Raw genomic sequence first — 22,300 nt, forward strand, 5'->3', positions numbered from 1 at the left:
CGCATGCGCCCGCACCCTCTCAACCCTCCCGAAAAATCCCGTTATACGCACTCAACGCCGGTGCCCCGCCGAGATGCGCATACAGCACTTTCGACCCCGGCTCGAATTCCCCGAGCCGCACCTTGTCGATCATCCCGTGCATCGATTTCCCTTCGTAAACGGGATCGGTCAGCATGCCTTCCAGCCGTGCGCACAGCCGAATCGCTTCCAGCGTGCCGTCGCTCGGCAGCCCATATTCGGGCCCGCCGTAACGCGTGTCGAGCACGACGTCCTGTTCGACGATATCGCGGCCCAGCCCCACCAGCTCGGCCGTATGCCGCGCGATGCGCGTGATCTGTTCGCGTGTCTGTTCCGGCTTCGCCGATGCGTCGATGCCGATCACGCGGTCCGCGCGTCCGTCGGCCGCGAAGCCCACGACCATCCCGGCCTGCGTGCTGCCCGTCACCGAGCAGACGACGACGTAGTCGAACCTGAAGCCGAGCTCGGCTTCCTGCGCGCGCACTTCTTCCGCGAAGCCGACGAACCCGAGGCCGCCGAGCGGATGCTCGGAGCAGCCGGCCGGAATCGGATACGGCTTGCCCCCCGCCTGTCGCACGCTCTCCATCGCTTCTTCCCAACTGCGGCGAATGCCGATGTCGAAACCGTCGGATACGAGCCGCACGTCGGCGCCCATCATCCGCGACAACTGGATGTTGCCGACCCGGTCGTACACCGGATCTTCGTAGTTGACCCAGTGCTCCTGCACGAGCACGCATTTCATCCCGAGATGCGCGGCGACGGCCGCGACCTGGCGCGTCTGGTTCGACTGCACGCCGCCGATCGACACGAGCGTGTCGGCACCCTGCGCAAGCGCGTCGGGAACGAGATATTCGAGCTTGCGTGTCTTGTTGCCGCCGAACGCGAGGCCGCTGTTGCAGTCCTCGCGCTTCGCATACAGCTCGACCTTGCCGCCGAGATGCGCGCTCAGGCGCTTGAGCGGCTGGATGGGCGTCGGGCCAAACGTCAGCGGATAACGGGGGAAGCGTTGCAGATTCATCGGCGGGGCTCCGGAAGGGGAACAAGGCGGGAAATCGGATCGTTCGGGCGCGGCCGGCAGGCCGTGCGCCGATGACGAAAATGATAGGCAGAAGCGCGGGAAATGAGCTTGCGAAATGAATTGCGTCGACCTACTTTATCGAAGTTAATAATTAAAAATAGACAATTCCGATTCGCTGAAAAGGAGATTGGCGCAATGAAATTAGATCGCGGCAGCGCATCACCCGCTGACGCCGCACCGGCGCTCGACCGCATCGACCGCGCGATCCTGCGGCAACTGCAGCAGGACGCGTCGATCTCGAACGTGAGCCTCGCGGCGAAAGTGAAACTGAGCGCGCCGGCATGCCTGCGGCGCGTCGAGCGGCTGAAGGAAATGGGGCTGATTCGCGGCATCGTCGCGCTGCTCGACCCGAAGCCGCTCGGTGCCGGGATGCTGGTCGTGATCGGCTTCGTGCTCGATCGCTCGACGCCGGAAACGTTCGCCGCGTTCGAGAAGGCCGCGCAGAAAGTGTCAGGGTGTGTCGAATGCCATGTCGTGACCGGCGAATTCGACTATTTCATGCTCGTGCGGACGCGCGACAACGACAGCTTCAATCGGCTGCATGCCGAACAACTGCTGTACCTGCCGGGAGTACGGCAGGTGCGCTCGTTCATGGTACTCAAGGAGATCCTGTCGACGCATGCGCTGCCGGTATAGCGCATGACGTCCGCGCGTGGCCGGGCGGACGCTCCAGGACGAAGCGGCGTCCGGCCGAGTCCGCATCGGCCCGCGTGCACGGATTGCCCAGGTGGCAGCGACGCTCTTCCGATCGCGCGGAAAGAGCGGGCTGGCCGCGCGAACGGGCCCGGCCGCGCTGTCGCGCATGCCATGCCGTTTGCACCGTCACGACGCCGCTCGGCGCGATCGCGTATGCTCGTCCCGTCATCTCGGCGAAGGCCGCAGGCGCCGCAGCCGGATCAATCGACGACCGATCAACGAGCGAGGGCATCATGGCAAGACAGACGATGGCGGAATACCTGGCGAAGACGCTGGCGGCAGCGGGCGTCGAGCGCATCTGGGGCGTGACGGGCGACAGCCTGAACGGCCTGTCGTTCAGCCTGAGCCAGATCGGCTCGATCCGCTGGATGCACACGCGGCACGAGGAAAGCGCGGCGTTCGCGGCCGGCGCCGATGCCGCGTCGACCGGGCGGCTCGCGGTGTGCGCGGGCAGTTGCGGGCCCGGCAACCTGCACCTGATCAACGGGCTGTACGACTGCCACCGCAATCACCAGCCGGTGCTCGCGATCGCCGCGCACATTCCGTCGACCGAGATCGGTCTCGGCTATTTCCAGGAAACCCATCCGCAGGAGCTGTTCCGCGAATGCAGTCACTTCGCCGAGCTCGTGACGAACGCGTCGCAGTTTCCGCGCGTGCTGGCGCGGGCGATGCGCACCGCGATCGAGGAGCGCGGCGTGGCCGTGATCGTGCTGCCGGGCGACATCGCGCTCGGCGACGGCCCGGACGAGGCGCCGGCGTGGAGCGAATCGGCGCCGCCGTCGATCCTGCCGGCCGATGCCGATCTCGACCGGCTCGCGGCGCTGCTCAACGGGTCCGACGCGGTCACGCTGCTGTGCGGCAGCGGCACGCAGGGGGCGCACGACGAAGTGGTCGCGCTGGCCGACACGCTCGGCGCGCCGGTCGTGCATGCGCTGCGCGGCAAGCAGTTCGTCGAATGGGACAACCCGTTCGACGTCGGGATGACGGGGCTGATCGGTTTCAGTTCCGGCTATCACGCGATGGAGTCGTGCGACACGCTGCTGATGCTCGGTACGGATTTCCCGTACCGGCCGTTCTATCCGACGAACGCGAAGATCGCGCAGATCGACTGGAAGGGCTCGCAGCTCGGCCATCGCGCGCCGCTCGCGCTCGGGCTGGTGGGCACCGTGAAGGAAACGATCGCGGCGCTGCTGCCGCGGCTGACGCGCAAGACGCAGCGGCGCTTCCTCGAGAACGCGCTGAAGCACTACGCAGCCGCGCGCAAGGGGCTCGACGATCTCGCGGTGGCCGAGCCGCCGGGCCGCGCGATCCATCCGCAGTACCTGACGAAGGTCGTCGACGAAGTCGCGGCCGACGACGCGATCTTCACGGCCGACGTCGGTACGCCGACGCTGTGGGCCGCGCGCTACCTGACGATGAACGGCAAGCGGCAATTGCACGGGTCGTTCAATCACGGGTCGATGGCGAACGCGATGCCGCAGGCGCTCGGTGCACAGGGTGCGCATCCGGGGCGGCAGGTCGTGTCGCTGTCGGGCGACGGCGGGCTGTCGATGCTGCTCGGCGATCTGCTGAGCGCACGCCAGCTCAAGCTGCCGATCAAGGTCGTCGTGTACAACAACAGCCTGCTCGGCTTCGTGTCGATGGAGCTGAAGGCGGCCGGCTATCTCGACACGAACGTCGACCTGAGCCCGACCGACTTCGCGGCGATCGCGAAGGGCGCCGGTATCTTCAGCGTGCGCGTCGAGCATTCGGAGAACGTCGAGCACGCGTTGCGCACGGCGTTCGAGCATGACGGGCCGGCGGTGGTGGACGTCGTCACGTCGAAGTACGAGCTCGCGATGCCGCCGAAGATCGAACTCGCGCATGCGAAGGGCTTCAGCCTGTTCATGCTGCGCGCGATCCTCAGCGGTCGCGGTGACGAAATCGTCGAGCTCGCGAGAACCAACTTGCGCTGAGGAAATGCCGCGCGCCGTGCATTCAGTATGGCGCGCGGTGCTTTACAGCCCGGGCCGGGCCGCCCGCTCGCGCGCGCGCGGCTTCGACGAACCACCTCAACGCGGCGGCCGGATGGCGGTTCGCGGGCGACAGACCTCGCACGCGACAAAGTTTTCGACCCCATTTAGGTTGCGGTGGGCCCACAGCCGACGATCGCGCCGCGATCGACACGGCACTGCGGCCGTCCCGAATCACCGGCAAGCGTTATCCCGTGCACTTGCAGCAGCAAGCCGATCGCCGATTGTGAATCGGAGGAGCGCTGATCCAGCACGAATTGGTCAGGCAAATCAGGGTCAATCTTCACGTCACCTTAAGTTTGCGTTTCCTAGAATCGATTGACCGTCGCGTGTCCAGCGACGGACCGATTCGCCCAGGAGGATGCGCTTGACGTCCTCCTCTCCCTAAAGGGAGAGGCTTCCCACACCTGGCGATGCACGTCCGCATCGGAGAATGTTCAGCGCAGCGTTGATATCACGATCATGCACGACACCACATCCACTGCAGGCCCATTCTCTTATTCGCAGTCCCGCGATACCTTTCGGCCGCGTCGTGCTGTCTTTCGACCCGCACGCCGAACAGGACTGGGTCGAACCGCTTTCGTCGACTTCTTCGAACGTGGCCCCGTGCGCGATCGCTTTATAGCGGAGCTTGTTCCGGAACGACGACCAGGATGCGTCGTAGACGCTCTTCGCCATCCTGGTTCTGGCGAGTTTGACGGCAGATACGTTGCCGACCGCGATGTAATCGAAGCGCCGCACCAGATCGACCGCGAGCTTGTGTTGAAAATCGGCACGGGCATTTGCCACCTTGGCGTGCAACTTCGCGTATTGCTCGCACGTCGCGTTGACCGTGCCGGAGTGAATACCGAGTTCTTTGCTGCTGCCGGTCGTCAGCACGTTCAGGTCGAATCCCGTCGGCCACTTCTTGCCCCACTTGAGCGCGTGCTTCTGCGTGTCGTTGCAGAAGTTCCAGACGTAGTTCACCGCGCGGCTCTGCTTGTTAAGCAGTCCGTTGAGCGACTTCACGCGGTAGCGGTAGACAAGGATCATGCCGGTGATCCTAACCCGTGGAAGAAGCTGTCTGTCAACAGCACTCCTTTCCTCCCCGTCCTGAAGGACGGGGTTTCTCGGAGCAACTGATGAACCCTACCCGTGTCGCAGTAGCCCTGTTCCGCGCAGTCATCGGCACACCGCCGCCAACCGCGCAAGCGCGGGAGCCCCGCCTATGATGTGGCCGAACGCGTGGCGTGTCTCGGCACTGTTCGTGCGCGAGTGGGTCGGCCGGCCGGCCGCGGTGGGCGCGTTGTGCCCGAGTTCGCGGCATCTGGCGCGCGAAATGGCCGACGCGGTGCCGGATGGCGACGGGCTGGTCGTCGAGCTCGGCGGCGGCACCGGTGCGATCACCGCGGCACTGCTCGAGCGCGGTGTCGCGCCGCGGCGCCTCGTGGTGGTCGAACGCTCGCCGGCGTTCGTGCAGCATTTACGGCGGCGCTTTCCCGGGATCTCGATCGTGTCGGGCGACGCGCGGCGGCTCGAACGGCTGTTGCCGCCGGGCGCCACGGTCGATGCGATCGTGTCGTGCCTGCCCCTGCGCACGCTGCCGCGCGAGGACGTGGCGGCGATCGTCGGTCAATGTCAGCGGGTGCTGTCGGCCGACGGCGTGATGATCCAGTTCACGTACGATTTGCGCCCGCCCGGCCGCCATCCGCTCGGCGATGCGGCATTCGTCGCGTGCGACAGCCGGATCGTGTGGGCCAATCTCCCGCCGGCGCGCATCGTGACCGTGCGCTGCGCCGCCGCCGCATACGCCGGTTGAACCGGGGAGTGCGGGGCGCCCGGACGTGGCGCCCCGTCGCATCCTTTCAGCGGCCGTACCGATCCTTCCAGTTTCCTTCATCCTGCCGTCACATCCGGTTCCTGCCATCGCCTTTCATTTTGAAAGCATCCGCGGTGAGCAGAACAGGCTACTTGATGTGCTCGACTGCCTGAAGGCAGGGATTCCGATGTTGACGTCGGCGCCGGCTTTTGTTCACCGCCGCACGCGGAAAACTAGACGCGCGCGCTGTCGGTCATCCGCGCCGTCGGCCGCGATGCGATGCGCTTGATGAAGCGGTCGAGCGGCGTTGCATAGCCGCGCGCGATGATCGCACTTGCTCCTGCCGACAGCGCCAGATACGCGACGAGCAGCGCCAGCTTGCCGTCGCCCTGCGTGACGGACGGCGGCCAGAGCGTGCGCAGCGCGCCGAGTACGATCAGATGGAACAGATACAGCTCGTAGCTGAGCCGGCCGCTCCAGCGCAGCGGCGCGAGCAGGCGACCGTGAGCGGGGGCGTGTTCGGCGTGTGCGCCGATCAGCAGCACGGCCGTGCCGAGCGCCATTGCCGAGACGCCGAACACATGGCTTTGCGCGATCGGCCACGCGAGATAGAGCGCGGTCATCAGTGCTGCGACCAGCCATTGCACGGGCGCCGCCGCGAGCATCGGCCAGCGCGCGCGTTCGGCGAGCAGCGCGGTGCAGCAGCCGATCGCGATACCGTCGAAGCAGGCGAAGTACGCGTACAGGAAGCCGCCTTCGTCGCCCGGATGCGTGTAGCGGTACACGGGACCGATCGCCGCAATCAGCAGCCAGAACGCGAACAGCCGCGTGTCGCGGCGCAGTGCGATGCACAGCAGCGGGAACGACAGGTAGAACACCTCTTCGACCGACAGCGACCACAGCACGCCGAGCGCGTAGTTGACCCATCCGTACGCGCCGATCAGCACGTTCATCCAGAACGTGAGCGATGCCAGATTCACGAGCCAGTACGACACGGCGATGCCCTGCGGCGCATGGTTCGTGAAGATCGGCACGCCGGCCGCCGCGAGGCCGTTGACGAGCGCGAGCAGCAGAAGCAGGCACGGGACGATCCGTGCAATGCGCGACACGTAGAACGCACGCACGTCGAGCGCGCCGAGGCTGCCCCAGCGGCGGCGCGCGTTCGACGTGATCAGGTAGCCCGAGATCGCGAAGAACATCGTCACGCCGTAGTTGCCGTTGCGCACGATCGCATGGATCGTGTCCCAGCCGAGCACGCGGGCGAGCGCGGTGTCGCGCAGCGGATATGCGATGTTGAAGTGATGCAGCAGGACGAGCAGGATCGAGACGCCGCGCAGCAGGTCGATGCGGGCGTTGCGGGGAGCGGCGCTCATTGCGGCGGGGCCGCGGCGGCGAGCGTCGGCAGCGCCGCGAGGAACGTGTCGCGCGAGCGCAGGCCGGCATTGGGCGTTTGCCGCTCGTCGTCCTGGATCAGGTTCGCGAACACCAGCGTGCGCGATCCCTTCGTCGCCCAGCCGACGAACCAGCCGTACGCGTGTGCCGCGTCGTACTGGATGCCCGGCGAGCCGGTGCCGGTCTTGCCGTGCACCGTCCAGCCGCCCGGTCGCGCGTCGAGCAGCGTGATGCGCGCAGTCATGTCATACGCGTGCGCGCTGACGGGCAGCGTCCGCTGCACGATCTTGCGCATGAACGCGACCTGTTCGAGCGGCGAAATCCGTAGCGACGAATTGACCCACGCGCCCATCATGCCGGGGAGTTCGCCCGCTTTGCTGGTGACGTCGGCGTTGCCGTAGTCGAACGCGCTCGTGTACTGCTGGAAGCGTGCCTGCCCGAGCGCCTGCGTGACCTGCTCCGAATACCAGAAGACCGACAGCCTCATCCAGCGCGCCGGATCGGTCGGTTCGCGCCACGGCGCGCCGCCCCAGTCGGGGTAGCCGGCGTGGAACTCGAGCGTGGGCGCGTGTTCGTCCTTCAGCACGCCGGCGTCGAAGCCCATCAGGCCGATGGCGACCTTGAACGTCGATGCCGGCGTTACGCGGGTCGAGCAGTCGCCCTGCTGCACGAGCAGCTTGCCGGTGGCGGCGTCGGCGACGACGGTGCAGACGGGGTGCGCGTGAGAGGACGCGGCGGCCAGGAGGCCGGCGAAGGCGAACAGCGCGTAATGCCAGTGCTTCAAGTGCAATTCCTTGGAAAGCGTGCGGAAGATGCGCGGGGCGGACGGAAAGCGGGAAGCCGTGCGCAAGCGAAGCGGCGGCCGGCATCGGTGAGGGCGATCGCGGCCGTCGGGATGGCTCACAGTGTATCGGCGGATCGCCGGCTGTCGACCTGTCATGGTTGACGGGGCGCGTGTGCGCCCTGCACCGTTACGGCTGCGGCTGCGGGCACGCCGGCGGTGAGGCAGTGGTAGGGGCCGCCCGTGACTGCGCGGCGTTACAGATCCGGATCCAACCCGAAGTGCAGGAGCGTTTCCCGGCGACAACGCGCTTCGGCGTCGGCTATCGAGATGACGCTCAGCGTGCTCTTCGATCGGTCGATCGGTGCCACGTCGAAGACTTTTCGTTGCGGCGGTGCAGCCGAGTGGCGGAGCAGCCGTGTATCGGGCGCGACGGTAGCCGTATTTGAAGCAGGCGTGTGCGCATCACGACGTTCTTGCGTGATGAGCTCGTCAATGAGCTGCTTGAACTGCGAGAAGCGAATGGGACGATTGGCGTTCGGCGCGCGACCGCGTCCGGCCGTGGGCTTCTTGATCCGGAACCCGGCAATTGGACGGTGTTTCTGAGTCATCCGTATATCCCTTTTTCGATCAAGTATCGTTGCAATGCCAGCACCGACGTGCCATCAGGCGCAACGTTGAACGTCATCACGCGATGCGATCCGGCCACCCGCCAGAAGTCTCGTCCGGATCGAGTCGCGTAAAGCGCTTGCAGAGACCGGAGCGACCCATCGGCCAACCCGACCGGATAGCCCTGAAAGTACTGGAACAGTGCGGCCTCGTCGCCATGCAGGCCGGGAATGGGCGCATCGAAACCAAACCGCGGCCATGCGTAGTATCCGCAGAGACGAAGGCGGCCGGGTTCAGGTGGCGCTTTACGGCCGCCTATTGCGAATGCGCTGATCCGCGCGATCTTCAACCTATCACACGCCCTGACGATCCGCCACAGCATTGCCGCACCGAGCCCGGCGACAGCGTTATCGGCAAGATCGACGGTCCCGAGTTCGAGTACGGACGCGTCGTGGGTTTGAAGCACGGATACGCGGTTCTCCGATCGGATCAGTCCCGGATGGGTCACGGAGAATGTCAGTCGACTCGCACAATCGAGATACACCTGAATGTCCGACCCGGCAGGCGCGCCACACAGCGAAACCAGCAGTTCGTCCGAGACGTCGCCGTCCACGCCGAGGCACGCGGCGATATCCAGATCGTTTCGATCGACCGTCAGGCGATCGTCGAAGTACGTCATCTCGTATGGCAGGACGTGACTGAGATCGACACGCTGGACGGGCATGGTTGCGGGCGACGAGTGGAAAGCGCCCAGCATATCGCCGCGAACCCGGCGGGCCGAGTCCGCCAAACGGCTGATCGGGCGTCGAAGTGATTGCTTCGACGCCACAAGCGACGTGCGGGGCGCGATCCCGGCGCGCATGCCGTTTTTTGCACGGCCGCCCCGTTTTTTTGCACGGCGTTTATACCGCCTCTTCTAAGCTGGGGACGTGTCGAACAGCCGAGACGGCTTCTGTCCGCGCCATGACCTTCATTCATCCCTTTCCCCCGTTCGATGTCGCCGGCCGGCGGTTGCGTGCCGGCGCACCCGGCAGCGTCGCGCCGTTCCCGCCGCCGCGCCCGCGCCTGCAATTGCCTGTCACGCTGACGGCCGACTCCGTCGAGGCGGCGCACGCCCGGCTTGCCGCGCTGCTGCATTCCCCGCTCGGTGTGTATGTCGTCAGCGCGCGCACCGTGCGCAACGTGATTCACGTGCATTTGGACATCGCCCCGGAGGATCTGGATTTCACGCTGCACACGCTGATCGCGCAGCATGTCGACGCGGTGATCGGGCCGATCGCGCGCCAATTGTGCGTTCCGGCTGGCGCGCGCTGAGCCGGGAACGCCGATTGCTTGGCTAATCCGCCGCCGATTCGCCGGCCGCCGTGCTGTCCGCCGGCCGCCGATGGTGGACGTTTGTGCGCTGCGTCGAACGCGGCGCTACCCCTGAACAGGGAGGGCCTATGTACCTTACGGAAGAAGTGCGTATTGCGCGCCCGGCTGCCCGTCGCGCGCATACCGCGGCGTTGCCGTCGGGCAGGCAGCTTGCCCGGCAGTTGATGGTGACGGTTCGCACGGCGGACGTGCTGCTGCGCCAGGCGATTCGCGTGCCCGATCGCCATCAGTGGCTGGTCGACGCCGAACGCGTCGATGCGGCCGGCGGGCCGCTCACCGCGTGGGATTCTCACGTGACGTTCCGCATCGTCAAGGCATTCGCACCGGCGTTCGATGCGGATGCGTGTGCGGCCGACCCCGATCAAGCGGCGGTCGAGATCCGCCTGTTTCTTCCCGAACAGGCTTATGTCGCCGAGCGGCGCATCGGCATCTTCGGCCGGCGGCATGGCCAGCGGTTCAGCGCGACGCTGTCGGTCACGGCCGGTTCGCAGTGGGGCGGCCGGCGCAATGAGCACGTTCCGCCGGCAGGGCGTCACGTGCACGGCGACACGCTGGAAGCGCTCGTCGACACGGTGGCCGGTATCGTCAACGCGGCGTTGCGCGTGGCCGGGCATGGCACGACCGGCCACGGGTGACGCGGCGGCGCGCGGCCGCCGGCGGGCTCACGCGTCGCCGGTCTGCCCGGTCTGCCGCTGCAGGTCTTCCATCAATTGTTCCGCCAGGAAGTCGCACGGCGGCCGTTTCGACTTGGTGCTGCGCGCGAGGATCAGCTCGAGCGGCGGCAGGTCGGGCAGCCCGTGCGAGCGGCCGAGCATCGACAGTTGCGCGGGAATCGCGCAGCGGGCAAGCGGCGCGACCGCGAGGCCGGCCTCGACCATGCTGAGCAGCCCGAGCAGGCTCGGGCTTTCATACGACGTGCGGTACGGCACTTTCGCGCGTTCGAGGCTGCGGATCGCGTTCTCGCGCGCGACGCTGCCCGGCATGAACACCGCGATCGGCAGCGGCCGCTCCTCCCAGACACGCGGCCCGTTCGTCATCGCGGCCCACGCCATCGGCTCGTGGCGGATGAAGTCGCCCGACAGCCCCTTGATGCGCGTCCCGCACACGAGATCGACGGTGCCCTCCTTGATCAGCGGCGCGAGCGCGCTGCTCGGCAGCCCCATCACCTGGATCTCGACCTTCGGGTAGGTCGCGGAGAATTTCTTCAGCACCGACGGCAGCAGCGACGACGCATAGTCGTCCGGCACGCCGATCACGACCTTGCCGGTCACCTCCGGCCGCACCACGGCTGCCCATGCTTCGTCACGCAGCGCCAGCATTCGTCTGGCGAATCCCAGCAGCACCTCGCCTTCGCGCGTCAGCACGATGCTGCGCGGCTTGCGCACGAACAGCGGCCGGCCGATCGCGTCCTCCAGGCTCTTGATCTGCATGCTCACGGCCGACTGCGAGCGGTTCACGGCCTCGGCTGCGCGGGTCATGTTGCCGGTTTCCGCGACGGCGACGACGGTGGCCAGCACGTCGTGATCGAGCATCTTCATGGGTATCAGGAAAACTGAACGTAACGATCAGCATTATGCGTTTTTATTGTTGCTGTGTGTCTGCCATAGTGCGATCACGCTGGCGTTTCACCCGAGGGTGGCGCGGCGGTCGGGCCGCGCCAATCCGGCGTGCGGGACTGAACAGGGAAGCGTGGTGAATCGATGATGGACCATCCGTTGCGCGCCGCACTGGCCGCGGAATTGCACGCCCGGCCGTTCCTGCGGCTCGCCGAAGCCGTGTCGCTCACGCACTACGCGATCTATGCGGACGGCCAGCCCGACATCCACGAAACGCTGCTGCACGCGCTGTGCCGCGATACCGGCATCGACGCGCCGCACGAAGGCGCGACGCACTACGCGGTGCAGTCGCCGTGCGGTTGGCACCTGAAGTGGGAGCGCCACACCGAATTCTCGACCTTCACGTTCGTCGCGCCGCGTCGCGACACCGGTTATTTCGACGATCTCGCGATCGACGGCATTCCGGCCGCGTGGTTCGCGCGGCTGGCCGGCATCCGCTTCGTCGCGGTGCGGATGGAGCTGCTGTCCGGCGACGCCGCGCGGCGCGTATGCGGCGACCTGCGGCGCTGGATCGACGGGCCCGCGCTCGTCGGCAGCCGCGTGCTCGGCGGCGGCAAGGTGTTCTGCGACTGGCACGTGCGCGACGACGGCTTCATGCGTTTTCTCGTGGTCGACGAGGATTTCCGCGAGGAGCAGGGCGGCCGGCTGTTGCAGCGTCTGTATGAAATCGAAACGTACCGGATGATGGCGCTGCTGGCACTCCCCGTCGCGCGCCGGATGAGCCGCGAGCTCGACGAGATCCATGCGGCGCTGCACGCGCTGATGCAGCGGATGGATGCGAGCGGCGCAGACGGCGACGATGCGGCGTTGCTCGTCAAGCTCACGCATCTCGCGGTGCGGGTCGAATCGTTGTCGGGATCGGGGCGCGCTTCAGCGCGTCGCGCGCGTACGAAAAGCTCGTGCTGGCGCGCATCCACGAGCTGCGCGAGGAGCGTATCGAAGGGATGCCGACGATCGCCGAATTCATGGAGCGGCGCTTCGCGCCGGCGATGGAAACCTGCCGCAGCGTGTGGGCGCGCCACGAACAGATCGCCGCGCGGATCGCACGGGCGGTCGACCTGCTGCGCACTCGCGTGAATCTCGCGCAGGAAAAGGACGTGACGCGGCTGCTGGCCGGCATGGAGCGCACCGCGCGCAACCAGCTGCATTTGCAGCACGCGGTCGAAGGGCTGTCGGTGGCCGCCATTTCGTACTACGTGCTGTCGCTCGCGACGGCGGCGTTCAAGGCGCTGCACGTGATGAACCTGCCGGTCGATCCCGAGCTGGCGGAAGGGCTGCTGATCGCGCCGGTCGTGTTCGCGGTGATCCACATCACGCGGCGTACGCGCGCGCAGCTTGCGCGGGCCGAGGCGGTGCATGACAGTGCGCCCGTGCATGCGGCGGCGTTGAAGCGGGCCGGCTAGAACATCAACGACCTATCAAGGCAAAGGAGTGGAGATGACTTTTTCGCAGAATCAAGCGGGTTTTTACAGCGGTTTCGATGCCGCGTTCGACGAGCCGGCAGCGGCTCGCGTGACGTCGTATCAGGCCGTGCTGCAGGAACCGATGACGTCGCTCGTCGGCAATACGCTCGATCGGCCGGACGTCGCGGCGGTGGCGATTCTCGGGTACAACTGACGCGGCGTCGCGCGACTATTCCGCGCGGCTACGCAGCATCCACGAGCGGCCCTTCTCCGATCAACCGCCATCGCGCATGCGTGGCATCGTCGGGTACGCCGCCCATCGGGCGTCGATCTTGCGGCCGGGCAGGAAACGAAACTCGATATAGCCGTCTCACCGGTTCGGCAAAGCCGGCACGGCGACCTCGGTTTCGACGATTTCAGGTGCCTGGTTCCTGGCGTCTTCTTCAGGCGTCAGGTCGTAAGTGACCCTGACGTGCCAGGTCTGCTTGCCGCGGGGCACGCTCATGCAGCACACCGTGCCACCCCCGCCGCCGAACTGGCGTGCGTGCACGCTGCCGGCGCCGAAGCCGTCGACCACGAAGCTGTAGACGCCACGATCCGTGTAGTTGAACCCCACGACGCGATACGGGCCGTTGGCGCGCGTCTGTGCGTGGACCCACCAGGCTGCGCCTGCCAGCAGCGCGGCGATGGCAAGCGGGTTGAGCGTCATGCGGCGTAGCAGGTTCGACATGTCGATGTTTCCATGAGTCGGTTCGCCGGCGACGATCCGTTGCCGGCAGCTGAGGTCAGCGCGCGGGCCTGACCGGCCCCGCCCCCTGCGCCAGCGCCAGCTCGACGAACGCCCGCGCCGCAGCACTCCGATACCCACCCTTGCGCTGCAGCAGCACGGCCGTGCGCCTCAGCCCCGCCGGATCGAGCGCAACCGCGACGAGATCGTCGTGCTCGACCGCGACCGTCGCCGGCAGCAGCGTCGCGAGGTTCGTGCGGCGCACGATCTCGATTACCGCACCGAGCGAATTCGCTTCCATCAGCACGCGCGGCTGCAGGTCGTGCTCGCGGAAATAGCGGTCGATTTGCATGCGCGTCGCGAATTCCGCGGTGAGCAGCACGAGCGGCGCGTCGTGCAGCGCGCGCAGGCCGGCCTTGCGTTTGCTGCCGAGCGCGTGTCCGCGGTTCACGACGAGCGCCAGTGTTTCGACCAGCAGCGCTTGCGCGTCGATATCCGCCGTCTGCACCTCGTCGAATGCAATGCCGACATCGAGCTCGTCGTCGACGAGCAGTGCCTCGATACGCTCCTGCGACATCTCGCGAACCGACAGCGATACGTCCGGATAGCGGCGGTGAAACGCCTCGACGAGCGGCCCGACGAGATAGCTCGTGAAGGTCGGCGTGACCGCGACGCGCAGCGAGCCGCGGCTCAGGTCCTGCACGTCGTGAATCGCCCGCCGGCCTTCCGCGAGATCATGCAGCGCCTGCCGCGCATAGCGGAAATACACGTCGCCGGCATCGGTCAGCCTCGTGACGCGGCCGGTGCGGTCGAACAACTGCGCGCCGAGCGTGTCCTCGAGCTGGCGGATCTGCTGCGACAGCGCGGGCTGCGATACGTGCAGCGCGGCGGCCGCGCGCGTGAAGCTGCGGTGTTCGGCGACGGCCAGGAAGTAGTGGATGTGACGCAGCAGCATGGCGGTTCCTATAAGTCGTGCTTATCCGGTGGATCGTAAATCAGTCTTTTACGTTATCGGAAGTCGGGCGTAACCTGCCCTTCATCGATTCCACCCGCACCGGAGAATACGCGATGAAGGACATCATCGAAGGCTTCCTGAAGTTCCAGCGCGACGCCTATCCGGCGCGCGCCGCGCTGTTCCGTGATCTCGCACGTAGCCAGAATCCGCGGGCGCTGTTCATCTCGTGCTCGGATAGCCGGCTCGTGCCGGAGCTCGTCACGCAGCGCGAGCCGGGCGACCTGTTCGTGATCCGCAACGCGGGCAACATCGTGCCGTCGTACGGCCCGGAGCCGGGCGGCGTGTCGGCGTCGGTCGAATATGCGGTCGCCGCGCTGCGCGTGACCGACGTCGTGATCTGCGGGCATTCCGATTGCGGCGCGATGACCGCGATTGCGACCTGCCAGTGCATGGACCACATGCCGGCCGTCGGCCACTGGCTGCGCTATGCCGATTCGGCACGGGTCGTGAACGAGGCGCGCATGCATCGCAGCGAGCGCGAACGGATCGACTCGATGGTGCGCGAGAACGTCGTCGCGCAACTGGCCAACCTGAAGACGCATCCCGCCGTGCGGCTCGCGCTCGAGGAAGGGCGTCTCGCGCTGCACGGCTGGGTCTACGACATCGAATCGGGCTGCATCGACGCCTACGACGGCGCGAGCGGCCGGTTCGTTCCCCTTGCGGACCATCCCGGCGTCCGTGCAACCCCCGCGACACTCCCCGTCGCGGCCTGAATCGCTCCCACTCCACTACGAGGCATTACCATGATCCAGTCCCAGCACAGTCAGACGGCGCGCCACGCGCTGGCGGAAACCGTCGTGCTCGCGAAGGCGCGCAAGAACCTGTCGTTCGCGCAGCTCACCGAAGGCACGGGCCTGAGCGAAGCGTTCGTCACGGCCGCGCTGCTCGGGCAACATGCGCTGCCGGCCGACGCGGCGCGCGTCGTCGCCGACAAGCTCGGCCTCGACGACGACGCGGTGCTGCTGCTGCAAATGATCCCGCTGCGCGGCAGCATCGACGATCGTGTGCCGACCGATCCGACCATCTACCGTTTCTACGAAATACTGCAGGTGTACGGCACGACGCTGAAGGCGCTCGTTCACGAGAAGTTCGGCGACGGCATCATCAGCGCGATCAATTTCCGGCTCGACGTGAAGAAGGTCGACGATCCGGAAGGCGGTTCGCGTGCGGTGATCACGCTCGACGGCAAGTACCTGCCGACCAAGCCGTTCTGACGCCGGCGGCGCGTCGTGGCGTCACGGCGTCGCGCGATATCGAGCGATCATCGCGCGTCGTCACGGCGCATGACGACGCGCTATAGTCGCGTGATACCCGCCGCGGGCGCCGCCCGCCCGGCGGTCTATTCACGCACGCGTTCGCTTCGATGACAGCCCATCCCGACGTCACCCTTCAACTGACCGACACCGAGCAGCCGGCCGCCCGAGACTTCATCAGCCGCAAGCTCGGCGAATTCAACCATGCGATGACGGGGCGCGCCGATACGGCCGCGCTCGACGTCTACGTGACCGATCCCGCGACCGGCGACGTACTGGGCGGCCTCGCCGGCCGCACGTCGCTCGGCGTGTTCTTCATCGATCTGTTCTATCTGCCCGAATCGCTGCGCGGCGACGGCTTCGGCAGCCGGCTGCTGCGCGAGGCCGAAGCGGCGCGGTTGTGCGCGTGCGGTGCTGTACACGATCTCGTTCCAGGCGCCGGACTTCTACCGGAAGCACGGTTACGAGACATTCGGCGAAGTGCCGTGCGAGCCGGCAGGCGCGGCGCGCGTATTTATGGTCAAGGTGCTTTGAGCGGCAACGGGCAGTTTGCTGACATCTCATGACAAGCTGGTAGCGCCGGAAGGCTCACGAATCACCGCCCGGGCGTCGCCCGCTCGACGATCATGTCGCACAGCGCCCGCGCGGCGGGCGACAGTTGCGCGTTCCGCCGCATGACGAGCACGAGCGTGCGCGACACCGACGGCTCGACGAGCTCGATCGTGCGGATCATCGGATACGCATTCTTCTGGATCGCGAGCTTCGGCACGACGGCCGCGCCCAGCCCTTCCGCGACGAGCCCGAGCGCGGTCGAACTGCGCTGCACCTCGTAGAACGAATGCAGCGATACGCCGCTCGTCTTCAACGCGCCATCGAGCAGCCCGCGATTGCCGCTCACTTCGCCGGCGAAGATCAGCGGATGCGGCTGCAGCGCCGCCCAGCGGATGCGCCGCCGCTTCGCGAGCGGGTGATCGTCGCGGCACACGAGTACGTAAGGGTCGTGCGTGAGCGGCACGCTGACCAGTTCCGGGTGCTGGTCGCCAGCGATGCTGATGCCGAATTCCGCCTCGCGGCGCAGCACGGCCTGCAACACCGACGCCGACGCGTGATCGAGAATCTTCACGCGATCATGCGGCCGGTGCGTGGAGAACGCGCGCAGGATGCGCGGCAGGTACTGCACGCCGACCGTCGGCACGCACGCGATCGTGACGTCGCCGCGCTGGCTCAGGCCCGTCTCGCGGATTTCGGTCAGCGCATCGGACAGTTCGTTCAGCAGCCGGCGCGCCTGCGGCAGGAAACGCCGGCCGATCTCGGTCAGCGTGGTACGGCGCGTCGTGCGCTCGACCAGCGCGACGCCGAGATACGCTTCGAGCTTGCGCAGCCGCTGCGTGATCGCCGTCTGCGTGACGTGCAGCGTATCGGCTGCCTGCCTGAAGCTGCCGCCGTCGGCGATCGCGACGAAAGCCTGGACACCGAGCGTATCGATCTTCATCAGAATTTTGAATCAATCACGATATTAAATTCATTTTACTGAAGGTCGGCGGCAGTCGCAGAATGCGCTGAATCGACGGCCCGTTGCATCCCGTGCGCGGATGCGTCGCCGCTCCCCTGCCGACAAGGAGACTTATCGTGACGACCCCGCTCGATCAATACGCGACCCAGTACGTGCAGTTCGAGGACGAACGCACGCGCCCGGTGCGCGATCTGCTGGCCGCCGTGCCGAACACGCCGATCCATACCGCGATCGATATCGGCTGCGGGCCGGGCAATTCGACGGAAGCGCTGATCGCCCGCGCACCGGACGCGACGATCCACGGGATCGATGCGTCGGCGGACATGATCGAGGCCGCGCGCAAGCGCCTGCCGGCGCTGCGTTTCGACCTTGCCGATGTCACCACCTGGGACGATCCGGGCGGCTATGACCTGATCCTGTCGAATGCGGTGCTGCAGTGGGTGCCTGCGCACGACACGCTGTTCCCGAGGCTCGTCGGCCGGCTCGCGCGAGGCGGCCATCTCGCGGTGCAGATGCCCGACAATCTCGACGAACCCGCGCACCGGCTGATGCGCGAAGTCGCCGCAGGCGGGCCGTGGGCCGACAAGCTGAAAGGCGCGGCGCGTACCGAGCGATTCGATGCGCGCTATTACCATGCGCTGCTGGTGCCGCTGTGTTCGCGCGTGGACGTGTGGCGCACGACCTACTACCACCCGCTGCGCGGCGGTGCGGAGGCGGTCGTCGAATGGTTCAAGGGCAGCGCGCTGCGGCCGTTTCTCGCGGCGCTCGACGCGTCCGAACAGCGCGCGTTTCTCGCGCGCTATCGCGACGCGCTGGCCGGCCCGAACGGTTATCCGGTGCAGGACGACGGTACGGTGCTGTTGCCGTTTCCCCGCCTGTTCATCGTGGCGACGCGCAAGTAACGCGCCAATCACACTGCATTGACGTGACGATCAGCCGTGCATCAGCGCACCGGCTGCACCGATGCCGGGTCGACCGTGCGGCTTCGCGCGGTCTGCCCGTTGCGCAGGTCCTTGTACCAGAACAGCGCGACTTCTCCCGCGTTCTTGCCGTCGGCGTAGAGAAAGCGGTCGTGGCCGCCGAGCACGAAGCCCGCACGCGCATACGTCGAGCAGGCCGCGACGTTGTTCGCCTGCGTTTCGAGCCGCATGAAGCCGAACCCGTGGCTGCGCGCCCACGCTTCCGCGGCTGCCAGCAGGAATTTCCCGATACCCTGGCGCCGGCAGTGGCGGTCGACGGCCAGTTCCGCGATCTCGGCCATGCCGTTCCAGCTTTCCTCGATCGCGACGAATCCCGCGAGCCGTTCGCCGGCCGTCGCCCGAAACAGCGCCGTGCGGCCCGACGCGTCGCGCGCCCAGCCGGCCGGATCGAAGCCGTAGTCCTTGCGCCGCGCCGGCAGCGCGCGAAGATCGAGCAAGTCCTGATACGGCACATTCAATTCCCACGCGATGTCGAACGAGAAATCGCATCCGTCCAGTTCGTCGGCGGCAAGCGCGAGCGCCGGTTCGATGCTGATGTGTTCGGCTCGGTCCATAGGTCGGTGTCCTGTCTTCGGCGCGATGGCGCGATGATGTGATGGTATCCGTGATGCGCTCGTCGGTCCGATGAATGCGCACCGCAGCGCGTCCTTGTCGTTGCTTCGTTCGCTGCGCCGGGACGCCGACGCAGCGGCTCAGGTCAGCGCGGGATGGCCGGCGGTGCGCCGTCGTCATACGATCCGGCGGCGGGGAGCACGGCGGTGGCCGAACCCCACGCGGCGAGTTCGCGCTTCGTGCGCACGCCGAGCTTCGCGAATGCACGCTTCACGTACGACTCGGCCGACGCGACGCGCACGCCGAGAATCCCGGCGGTTTCCGGCACGGTCTTGCCGGAGAGCAGGTGCTTGCAGGTTTCGTATTCGCGCTTCGACAGCTTCACGCCGTCGGCCGCGAGCCGCGCATCGAACTGCGCGAGCGGATGGACGTCGGGCGTCGCGTGCGCGATGCGCCGCGCGGCGGTGGTCGACGCATGGAGTTCGAGCAGCGGAAACAGCATGTCGCTGATGCTGCGGAAGCGGTTCATCTCGGCGAGCGTGAACGGCGGCCGGTCACGGCCACGCTCCAGGGCGATCGAATGCTGCGAATAGCGCGTGCCCCGTGCGAGCACGCATTCGTGGCCGATATGCACGTCGTCGAACAGCCGCTGGCGGAATTCGCCGGGCGGGATCGCCGCGATGTCGCGCACGACCAGCATCGTGCCGGTCTTGCCGCGCAGACCCGCGAACAGCGGGTCGCTGTCGAGAAAGCGCTCGTAGTAGAGCGTCATCACGTCGGAGATGTCGGTGGACGCGGTGCCGATGCCGCTGCTGCCGATCCATTCGCAACGGTAGCCGGTGGGCATCGTCGCGTCGACGCGCGAGCGCTCGACGTGCGCGACGTCGAGCGGCACGACCTCGTTCAGCAGTTGCGTGAGGCGCGGCACGAAATGCGGCGTGCCGACCGTCTCGATCAGCTCGCCCAATGCCTTGAACGACACGTTGAAGCGATCGTTGTCGCGGTGGATGGCGTTCACGTTGAGCAGCATGCGATTCCCAAGGCCTGTTCCGCCCATGACGCGCGTTTCGTTGATACGAAAAAAGCAGTGTTCAGCCCGCGATCGGGAGGGAATACAGGCAGGCGTCCTGCCGATCCGTTCGCCCGTAAAACGTTGCGTGTCGTCCCGAAGAGGGCATACCGGTGCAGTGTAAACGAGTCACTGCGTCCCCGTCCTTTTCAATCGAGCGACAGGCGATTCCGACGACCAACCTGATCAGGCGCATCGTGCCGCAGGGCACGCGCCTGGGCGAATCGAAGGCGCTCGGCTTCGGGGGGACGAAAGCGATCGGCGCGCGGCCGAAGGCAGGCGCGGCAACTGAATCGACGGTTGTCGGGAAGGCAAGGGCGGGTCAGGCGCGTTTCCGGAGTCGGCCGCATCGGCGGTGTGGCGCGCCGGCCGGGACAGCGGTCAAGCAGGGCGACGCAGGTGCGCCGCCCTTACAGCGCTTACGCGTCGATGCGCTCGACCTTGCCGACGAGCAGCCCATACGACAGGCTGCCCGCGAGCGCCATTGCGCCGATGTAGGTGATCGCGCGCGAGAAGTCCGCGCCGTCGACCAGCAGCCCGATCACGATCGGCGTCGCGATCGCGGACAGGTTGCCGACCAGGTTGAACACGCCGCCCGTGAGGCCGAGCAGTCGCGCGGGTGCGAGCCCCGACACGAGCGACCACGTGATCGATGCGAAGCCGTTGCCGAAGAACGCGATCGTCATGAACGCGATCACCCAGCCGGTGGAGCTCACGTAGTTCGCGCCGATGATGCAGGTCGAGATCAGCAGCCCCGAGATGATCGGCAGCTTGCGCGCGAAGCCCTGCGATGCGCCGCGCCGCATCAGCCAGTCCGACAGCACACCCGAGCACAGCACGCCGACGAATGCGGCGAGGAACGGCAGCGACGCGAGGAAGCCCGACTTGATGAAGTCCATCCCGCGATACTTGACGAGGTAGGTCGGGAACCACGTGAGGAAGAACCACAGCGTCGAGTTCAGCGCGAACTGGCCGAGGTAGATGCCCCACAGCTTGCGCCGGCCGAGCACGACGCCGAGGTCGCGCCACGTCGACGGCGTGCGGTCGCTGCGCGCCGCGATGCGGTCCTCGAGATCGACGAGCCCGCCGCCGTCGCGGATCAGCGCGATTTCGGCCGCATTGACGCCGCGCAACGCGCGCGGCTCGCGATACACCGCATACCAGATCGCGGCCCATGCGATGCCGGCGAGGCCGGTCGCGACGAACACCATGTGCCAGCCGAGATGCACCTGCAGCCACGCGAGCACCGGCGTGAGGAACGCGAGGCCGACGAACTGCCCCGACGTGTAGCCGCCGATCGCGCTCGCCCGCTCGCGGGTCGGGAACCACGTCGTCACCACGCGGTTGTTGATCGGATAGGCCGGCGCTTCGAGCGCGCCGACCGCGAGGCGCAGCACGATCAGTCCGACGAACGAGCCGGCGAAGCCGAGTAGCAGCGTCGCGGCCGACCACAGTGCGAGCGCACCCGCATACAGCACGCGCGGCGACACCTTGTCGACGAGCCAGCCGCCGGGAATCTGCATCAGCGCATAGGTCCAGCCGAACGCGGAGAAAACGAGGCCCGCGTGGACCGGATCGATGTTCAGTTCCTTGAACAGTTCGGGCGCCGCGATCGACAGGTTGCTGCGGTCGAGATAGTTGATCACGACCGTGACGAACAGCAGCGCGAGGATCAGCAGCCGCTTGCGGCTCGGCGGCGTGGCCGGGGGTGCGGCGGCGGCCGAGCGGGTAGCTGATTCGGATGAAGTACCGGTGTGCGCGGATGGCCGCTGCGGCGGGTTGGCATGGGTGCGTGACGCGGATGGGCCCACGGTCGTCTCCTGTGTTCTATGCCCCGGCCGGCGCTCGCGAACGAGGCGGCCGAATCGAATGGCGTTGGGGCGAACGTTAGAGCCGTGGCGCGGCGTGCGTCAACATTTGGGCAGGTATCCCCATTAATGGGACGTTTGCCGTTCAATATATGGGAATGGGCGCCGCGACGCGCGGGTCGGCGTCGTCGTCACGAAGGAGAGCAAGCAGGCGACCGGTCAGCCCGCGTGCTGTCGTCGCGATAGCCGCTCTTGCCGACGAAGATTTCCTTCAACGCGGCGCGCAGCGTGACCGGATCGTACTGACCGGGCGCGAGATGGATCACGTAGCGCGTCTGGCCGTCGAGCCGCGCGGCGATGCCCGGCTCGATCTCGACGTCGATCGTGTCGTCGGTCAGACGCACCGACAGATCCTTGACGCGCACGTTGAGCTGGTCGCGCACCATCACTTCGATCAGCGCATCGTCCGGAAAGCGCGACAGCGCGAAGCAATAGTCCTGCTCCGCATCGTGACAGTAGATATTGGCGAAGCTTTCGTCGTCGTCGAGGTCGGACGTGGCCGCGCCGACGGTAGCGTGAAGTTCCATGAGCATCGATTCCTGCTGA

23 protein-coding genes and 2 pseudogenes are annotated in these 22,300 nt (G+C 66.8%); 11 read left to right on the forward strand and 14 right to left on the reverse strand.

From position 1 onward, the window contains the following. Positions 1-19: 19 nt before the first annotated feature. Positions 20-1,036, reverse strand: a complete 1,017-nt coding sequence (locus SY91_RS27885; protein WP_023476958.1) for a 1-aminocyclopropane-1-carboxylate deaminase — start codon at positions 1,034-1,036, stop codon at positions 20-22. A gap of 195 nt (positions 1,037-1,231) precedes the next feature. Here SY91_RS27885 and SY91_RS27890 point away from each other — a divergent pair, with 195 nt between their 5' ends. Then, complete coding sequence (locus SY91_RS27890; RefSeq protein ID WP_023476957.1) at positions 1,232-1,732, forward strand: Lrp/AsnC family transcriptional regulator; 501 nt, start codon at positions 1,232-1,234, stop codon at positions 1,730-1,732. 293 nt (positions 1,733-2,025) lie between these two features. Then, positions 2,026-3,747 carry a ubiquinone-dependent pyruvate dehydrogenase gene (poxB, locus tag SY91_RS27895; protein WP_023476956.1) on the forward strand — a complete coding sequence of 574 codons (1,722 nt, stop codon included), beginning with the start codon at positions 2,026-2,028 and terminating at the stop codon, positions 3,745-3,747. 441 nt (positions 3,748-4,188) lie between these two features. Here the strand turns inward: poxB and SY91_RS27900 are convergent, their stop codons facing one another. Beyond that, positions 4,189-4,836 (reverse strand): RNA-guided endonuclease TnpB family protein, encoded by a 648-nt coding sequence (locus SY91_RS27900; RefSeq protein WP_185921249.1) that lies wholly within the window; start codon positions 4,834-4,836, stop codon positions 4,189-4,191. Positions 4,837-5,011: 175 nt separating this feature from the next. Between SY91_RS27900 and SY91_RS27905 the strand changes: the two genes are divergently transcribed. Next, positions 5,012-5,602, forward strand: coding sequence for a class I SAM-dependent methyltransferase (locus SY91_RS27905; RefSeq protein ID WP_023475292.1), 591 nt, complete (start codon positions 5,012-5,014; stop codon positions 5,600-5,602). Positions 5,603-5,835: 233 nt separating this feature from the next. On the opposite strand, the gene SY91_RS27910 is transcribed toward SY91_RS27905, so the two are convergent. The 4 genes from SY91_RS27910 to SY91_RS27925 form a co-directional block, all read right to left on the reverse strand. After that, positions 5,836-6,975: an acyltransferase family protein gene (locus SY91_RS27910; RefSeq protein ID WP_023475293.1), complete on the reverse strand. Its 1,140-nt coding sequence runs from the start codon at positions 6,973-6,975 to the stop codon at positions 5,836-5,838. Continuing rightward, entirely contained in the window at positions 6,972-7,784 is an 813-nt protein-coding gene (gene blaOXA, locus SY91_RS27915) for an OXA-1043 family class D beta-lactamase (protein WP_043886907.1), read from the reverse strand. Before blaOXA ends, SY91_RS27910 begins: the two co-directional genes overlap by 4 nt. A 248-nt stretch (positions 7,785-8,032) precedes the next feature. Then, positions 8,033-8,386 carry a hypothetical protein gene (locus tag SY91_RS27920; RefSeq protein WP_124476611.1) on the reverse strand — a complete coding sequence of 118 codons (354 nt, stop codon included), beginning with the start codon at positions 8,384-8,386 and terminating at the stop codon, positions 8,033-8,035. Then, positions 8,383-9,246, reverse strand: coding sequence for a hypothetical protein (locus tag SY91_RS27925; protein ID WP_260632461.1), 864 nt, complete (start codon positions 9,244-9,246; stop codon positions 8,383-8,385). Before SY91_RS27925 ends, SY91_RS27920 begins: the two co-directional genes overlap by 4 nt. A 101-nt stretch (positions 9,247-9,347) precedes the next feature. Here SY91_RS27925 and SY91_RS27930 point away from each other — a divergent pair, with 101 nt between their 5' ends. Both SY91_RS27930 and SY91_RS27935 read left to right on the forward strand, forming a co-directional pair. After that, entirely contained in the window at positions 9,348-9,698 is a 351-nt protein-coding gene (locus SY91_RS27930) for a hypothetical protein (RefSeq protein ID WP_023475297.1), read from the forward strand. 128 nt (positions 9,699-9,826) lie between these two features. Then, positions 9,827-10,393 (forward strand): hypothetical protein, encoded by a 567-nt coding sequence (locus tag SY91_RS27935; protein WP_023475298.1) that lies wholly within the window; start codon positions 9,827-9,829, stop codon positions 10,391-10,393. Between the two features lie 27 nt (positions 10,394-10,420). Here the strand turns inward: SY91_RS27935 and SY91_RS27940 are convergent, their stop codons facing one another. Then, on the reverse strand, positions 10,421-11,296 hold the full coding sequence (locus SY91_RS27940; RefSeq protein ID WP_006485479.1) for a LysR family transcriptional regulator: 876 nt from the start codon (positions 11,294-11,296) through the stop codon (positions 10,421-10,423). A gap of 162 nt (positions 11,297-11,458) precedes the next feature. Between SY91_RS27940 and SY91_RS27945 the strand changes: the two are divergent. After that, a pseudogene (locus SY91_RS27945) lies at positions 11,459-12,777 on the forward strand (DUF3422 family protein). Positions 12,778-12,811: 34 nt separating this feature from the next. Beyond that, the gene (locus tag SY91_RS27950; RefSeq protein WP_023475300.1) at positions 12,812-12,991 is read left to right on the forward strand and encodes a hypothetical protein; all 180 of its coding nucleotides are present in this window, start codon (positions 12,812-12,814) and stop codon (positions 12,989-12,991) included. Positions 12,992-13,147: 156 nt separating this feature from the next. On the opposite strand, the gene SY91_RS27955 is transcribed toward SY91_RS27950, so the two are convergent. Then, on the reverse strand, positions 13,148-13,507 hold the full coding sequence (locus SY91_RS27955; RefSeq protein ID WP_310642270.1) for a DUF3304 domain-containing protein: 360 nt from the start codon (positions 13,505-13,507) through the stop codon (positions 13,148-13,150). 55 nt (positions 13,508-13,562) lie between these two features. Then, positions 13,563-14,459 (reverse strand): transcriptional regulator CynR, encoded by an 897-nt coding sequence (gene cynR / locus SY91_RS27960; RefSeq protein ID WP_023475301.1) that lies wholly within the window; start codon positions 14,457-14,459, stop codon positions 13,563-13,565. Positions 14,460-14,572: 113 nt separating this feature from the next. On the opposite strand from cynR, the gene SY91_RS27965 reads away from it, so the two are divergent. The 3 genes and pseudogenes from SY91_RS27965 (at position 14,573) to SY91_RS27975 (ending at position 16,306) form a co-directional block, all read left to right on the forward strand. Then, positions 14,573-15,232, forward strand: coding sequence for a carbonic anhydrase (locus SY91_RS27965; RefSeq protein WP_023475302.1), 660 nt, complete (start codon positions 14,573-14,575; stop codon positions 15,230-15,232). Positions 15,233-15,262: 30 nt separating this feature from the next. After that, positions 15,263-15,733, forward strand: coding sequence for a cyanase (cynS, locus tag SY91_RS27970; protein ID WP_023475303.1), 471 nt, complete (start codon positions 15,263-15,265; stop codon positions 15,731-15,733). 149 nt (positions 15,734-15,882) lie between these two features. Further along, a pseudogene (locus SY91_RS27975) lies at positions 15,883-16,306 on the forward strand (GNAT family N-acetyltransferase). A gap of 61 nt (positions 16,307-16,367) precedes the next feature. On the opposite strand, the gene SY91_RS27980 reads toward SY91_RS27975, so the two are convergent. Further along, positions 16,368-17,264 (reverse strand): LysR family transcriptional regulator, encoded by an 897-nt coding sequence (locus SY91_RS27980; RefSeq protein ID WP_006479871.1) that lies wholly within the window; start codon positions 17,262-17,264, stop codon positions 16,368-16,370. Between the two features lie 137 nt (positions 17,265-17,401). Between SY91_RS27980 and tam the strand changes: the two genes are divergently transcribed. Next, the gene (gene tam, locus SY91_RS27985; RefSeq protein ID WP_043886913.1) at positions 17,402-18,187 is read left to right on the forward strand and encodes a trans-aconitate 2-methyltransferase; all 786 of its coding nucleotides are present in this window, start codon (positions 17,402-17,404) and stop codon (positions 18,185-18,187) included. A 41-nt stretch (positions 18,188-18,228) separates the two neighbouring features. Here tam and SY91_RS27990 read toward each other — a convergent pair whose 3' ends face one another. From SY91_RS27990 to SY91_RS28005, 4 genes are all read right to left on the reverse strand, one after another. Beyond that, positions 18,229-18,819 (reverse strand): GNAT family N-acetyltransferase, encoded by a 591-nt coding sequence (locus SY91_RS27990; protein WP_023475304.1) that lies wholly within the window; start codon positions 18,817-18,819, stop codon positions 18,229-18,231. Between the two features lie 143 nt (positions 18,820-18,962). Beyond that, positions 18,963-19,847 (reverse strand): helix-turn-helix transcriptional regulator, encoded by an 885-nt coding sequence (locus tag SY91_RS27995; RefSeq protein ID WP_043886914.1) that lies wholly within the window; start codon positions 19,845-19,847, stop codon positions 18,963-18,965. Between the two features lie 458 nt (positions 19,848-20,305). Then, positions 20,306-21,697: an MFS transporter gene (locus SY91_RS28000; protein ID WP_023475307.1), complete on the reverse strand. Its 1,392-nt coding sequence runs from the start codon at positions 21,695-21,697 to the stop codon at positions 20,306-20,308. A 188-nt stretch (positions 21,698-21,885) separates the two neighbouring features. Further along, positions 21,886-22,287 carry a hypothetical protein gene (locus tag SY91_RS28005; RefSeq protein ID WP_185921251.1) on the reverse strand — a complete coding sequence of 134 codons (402 nt, stop codon included), beginning with the start codon at positions 22,285-22,287 and terminating at the stop codon, positions 21,886-21,888. Positions 22,288-22,300 lie beyond the last annotated feature (13 nt).

The sequence above is a fragment of the Burkholderia cenocepacia genome (assembly GCF_014211915.1).
In the GTDB taxonomy this organism is placed as follows: Bacteria; Pseudomonadota; Gammaproteobacteria; order Burkholderiales; family Burkholderiaceae; genus Burkholderia; species Burkholderia orbicola.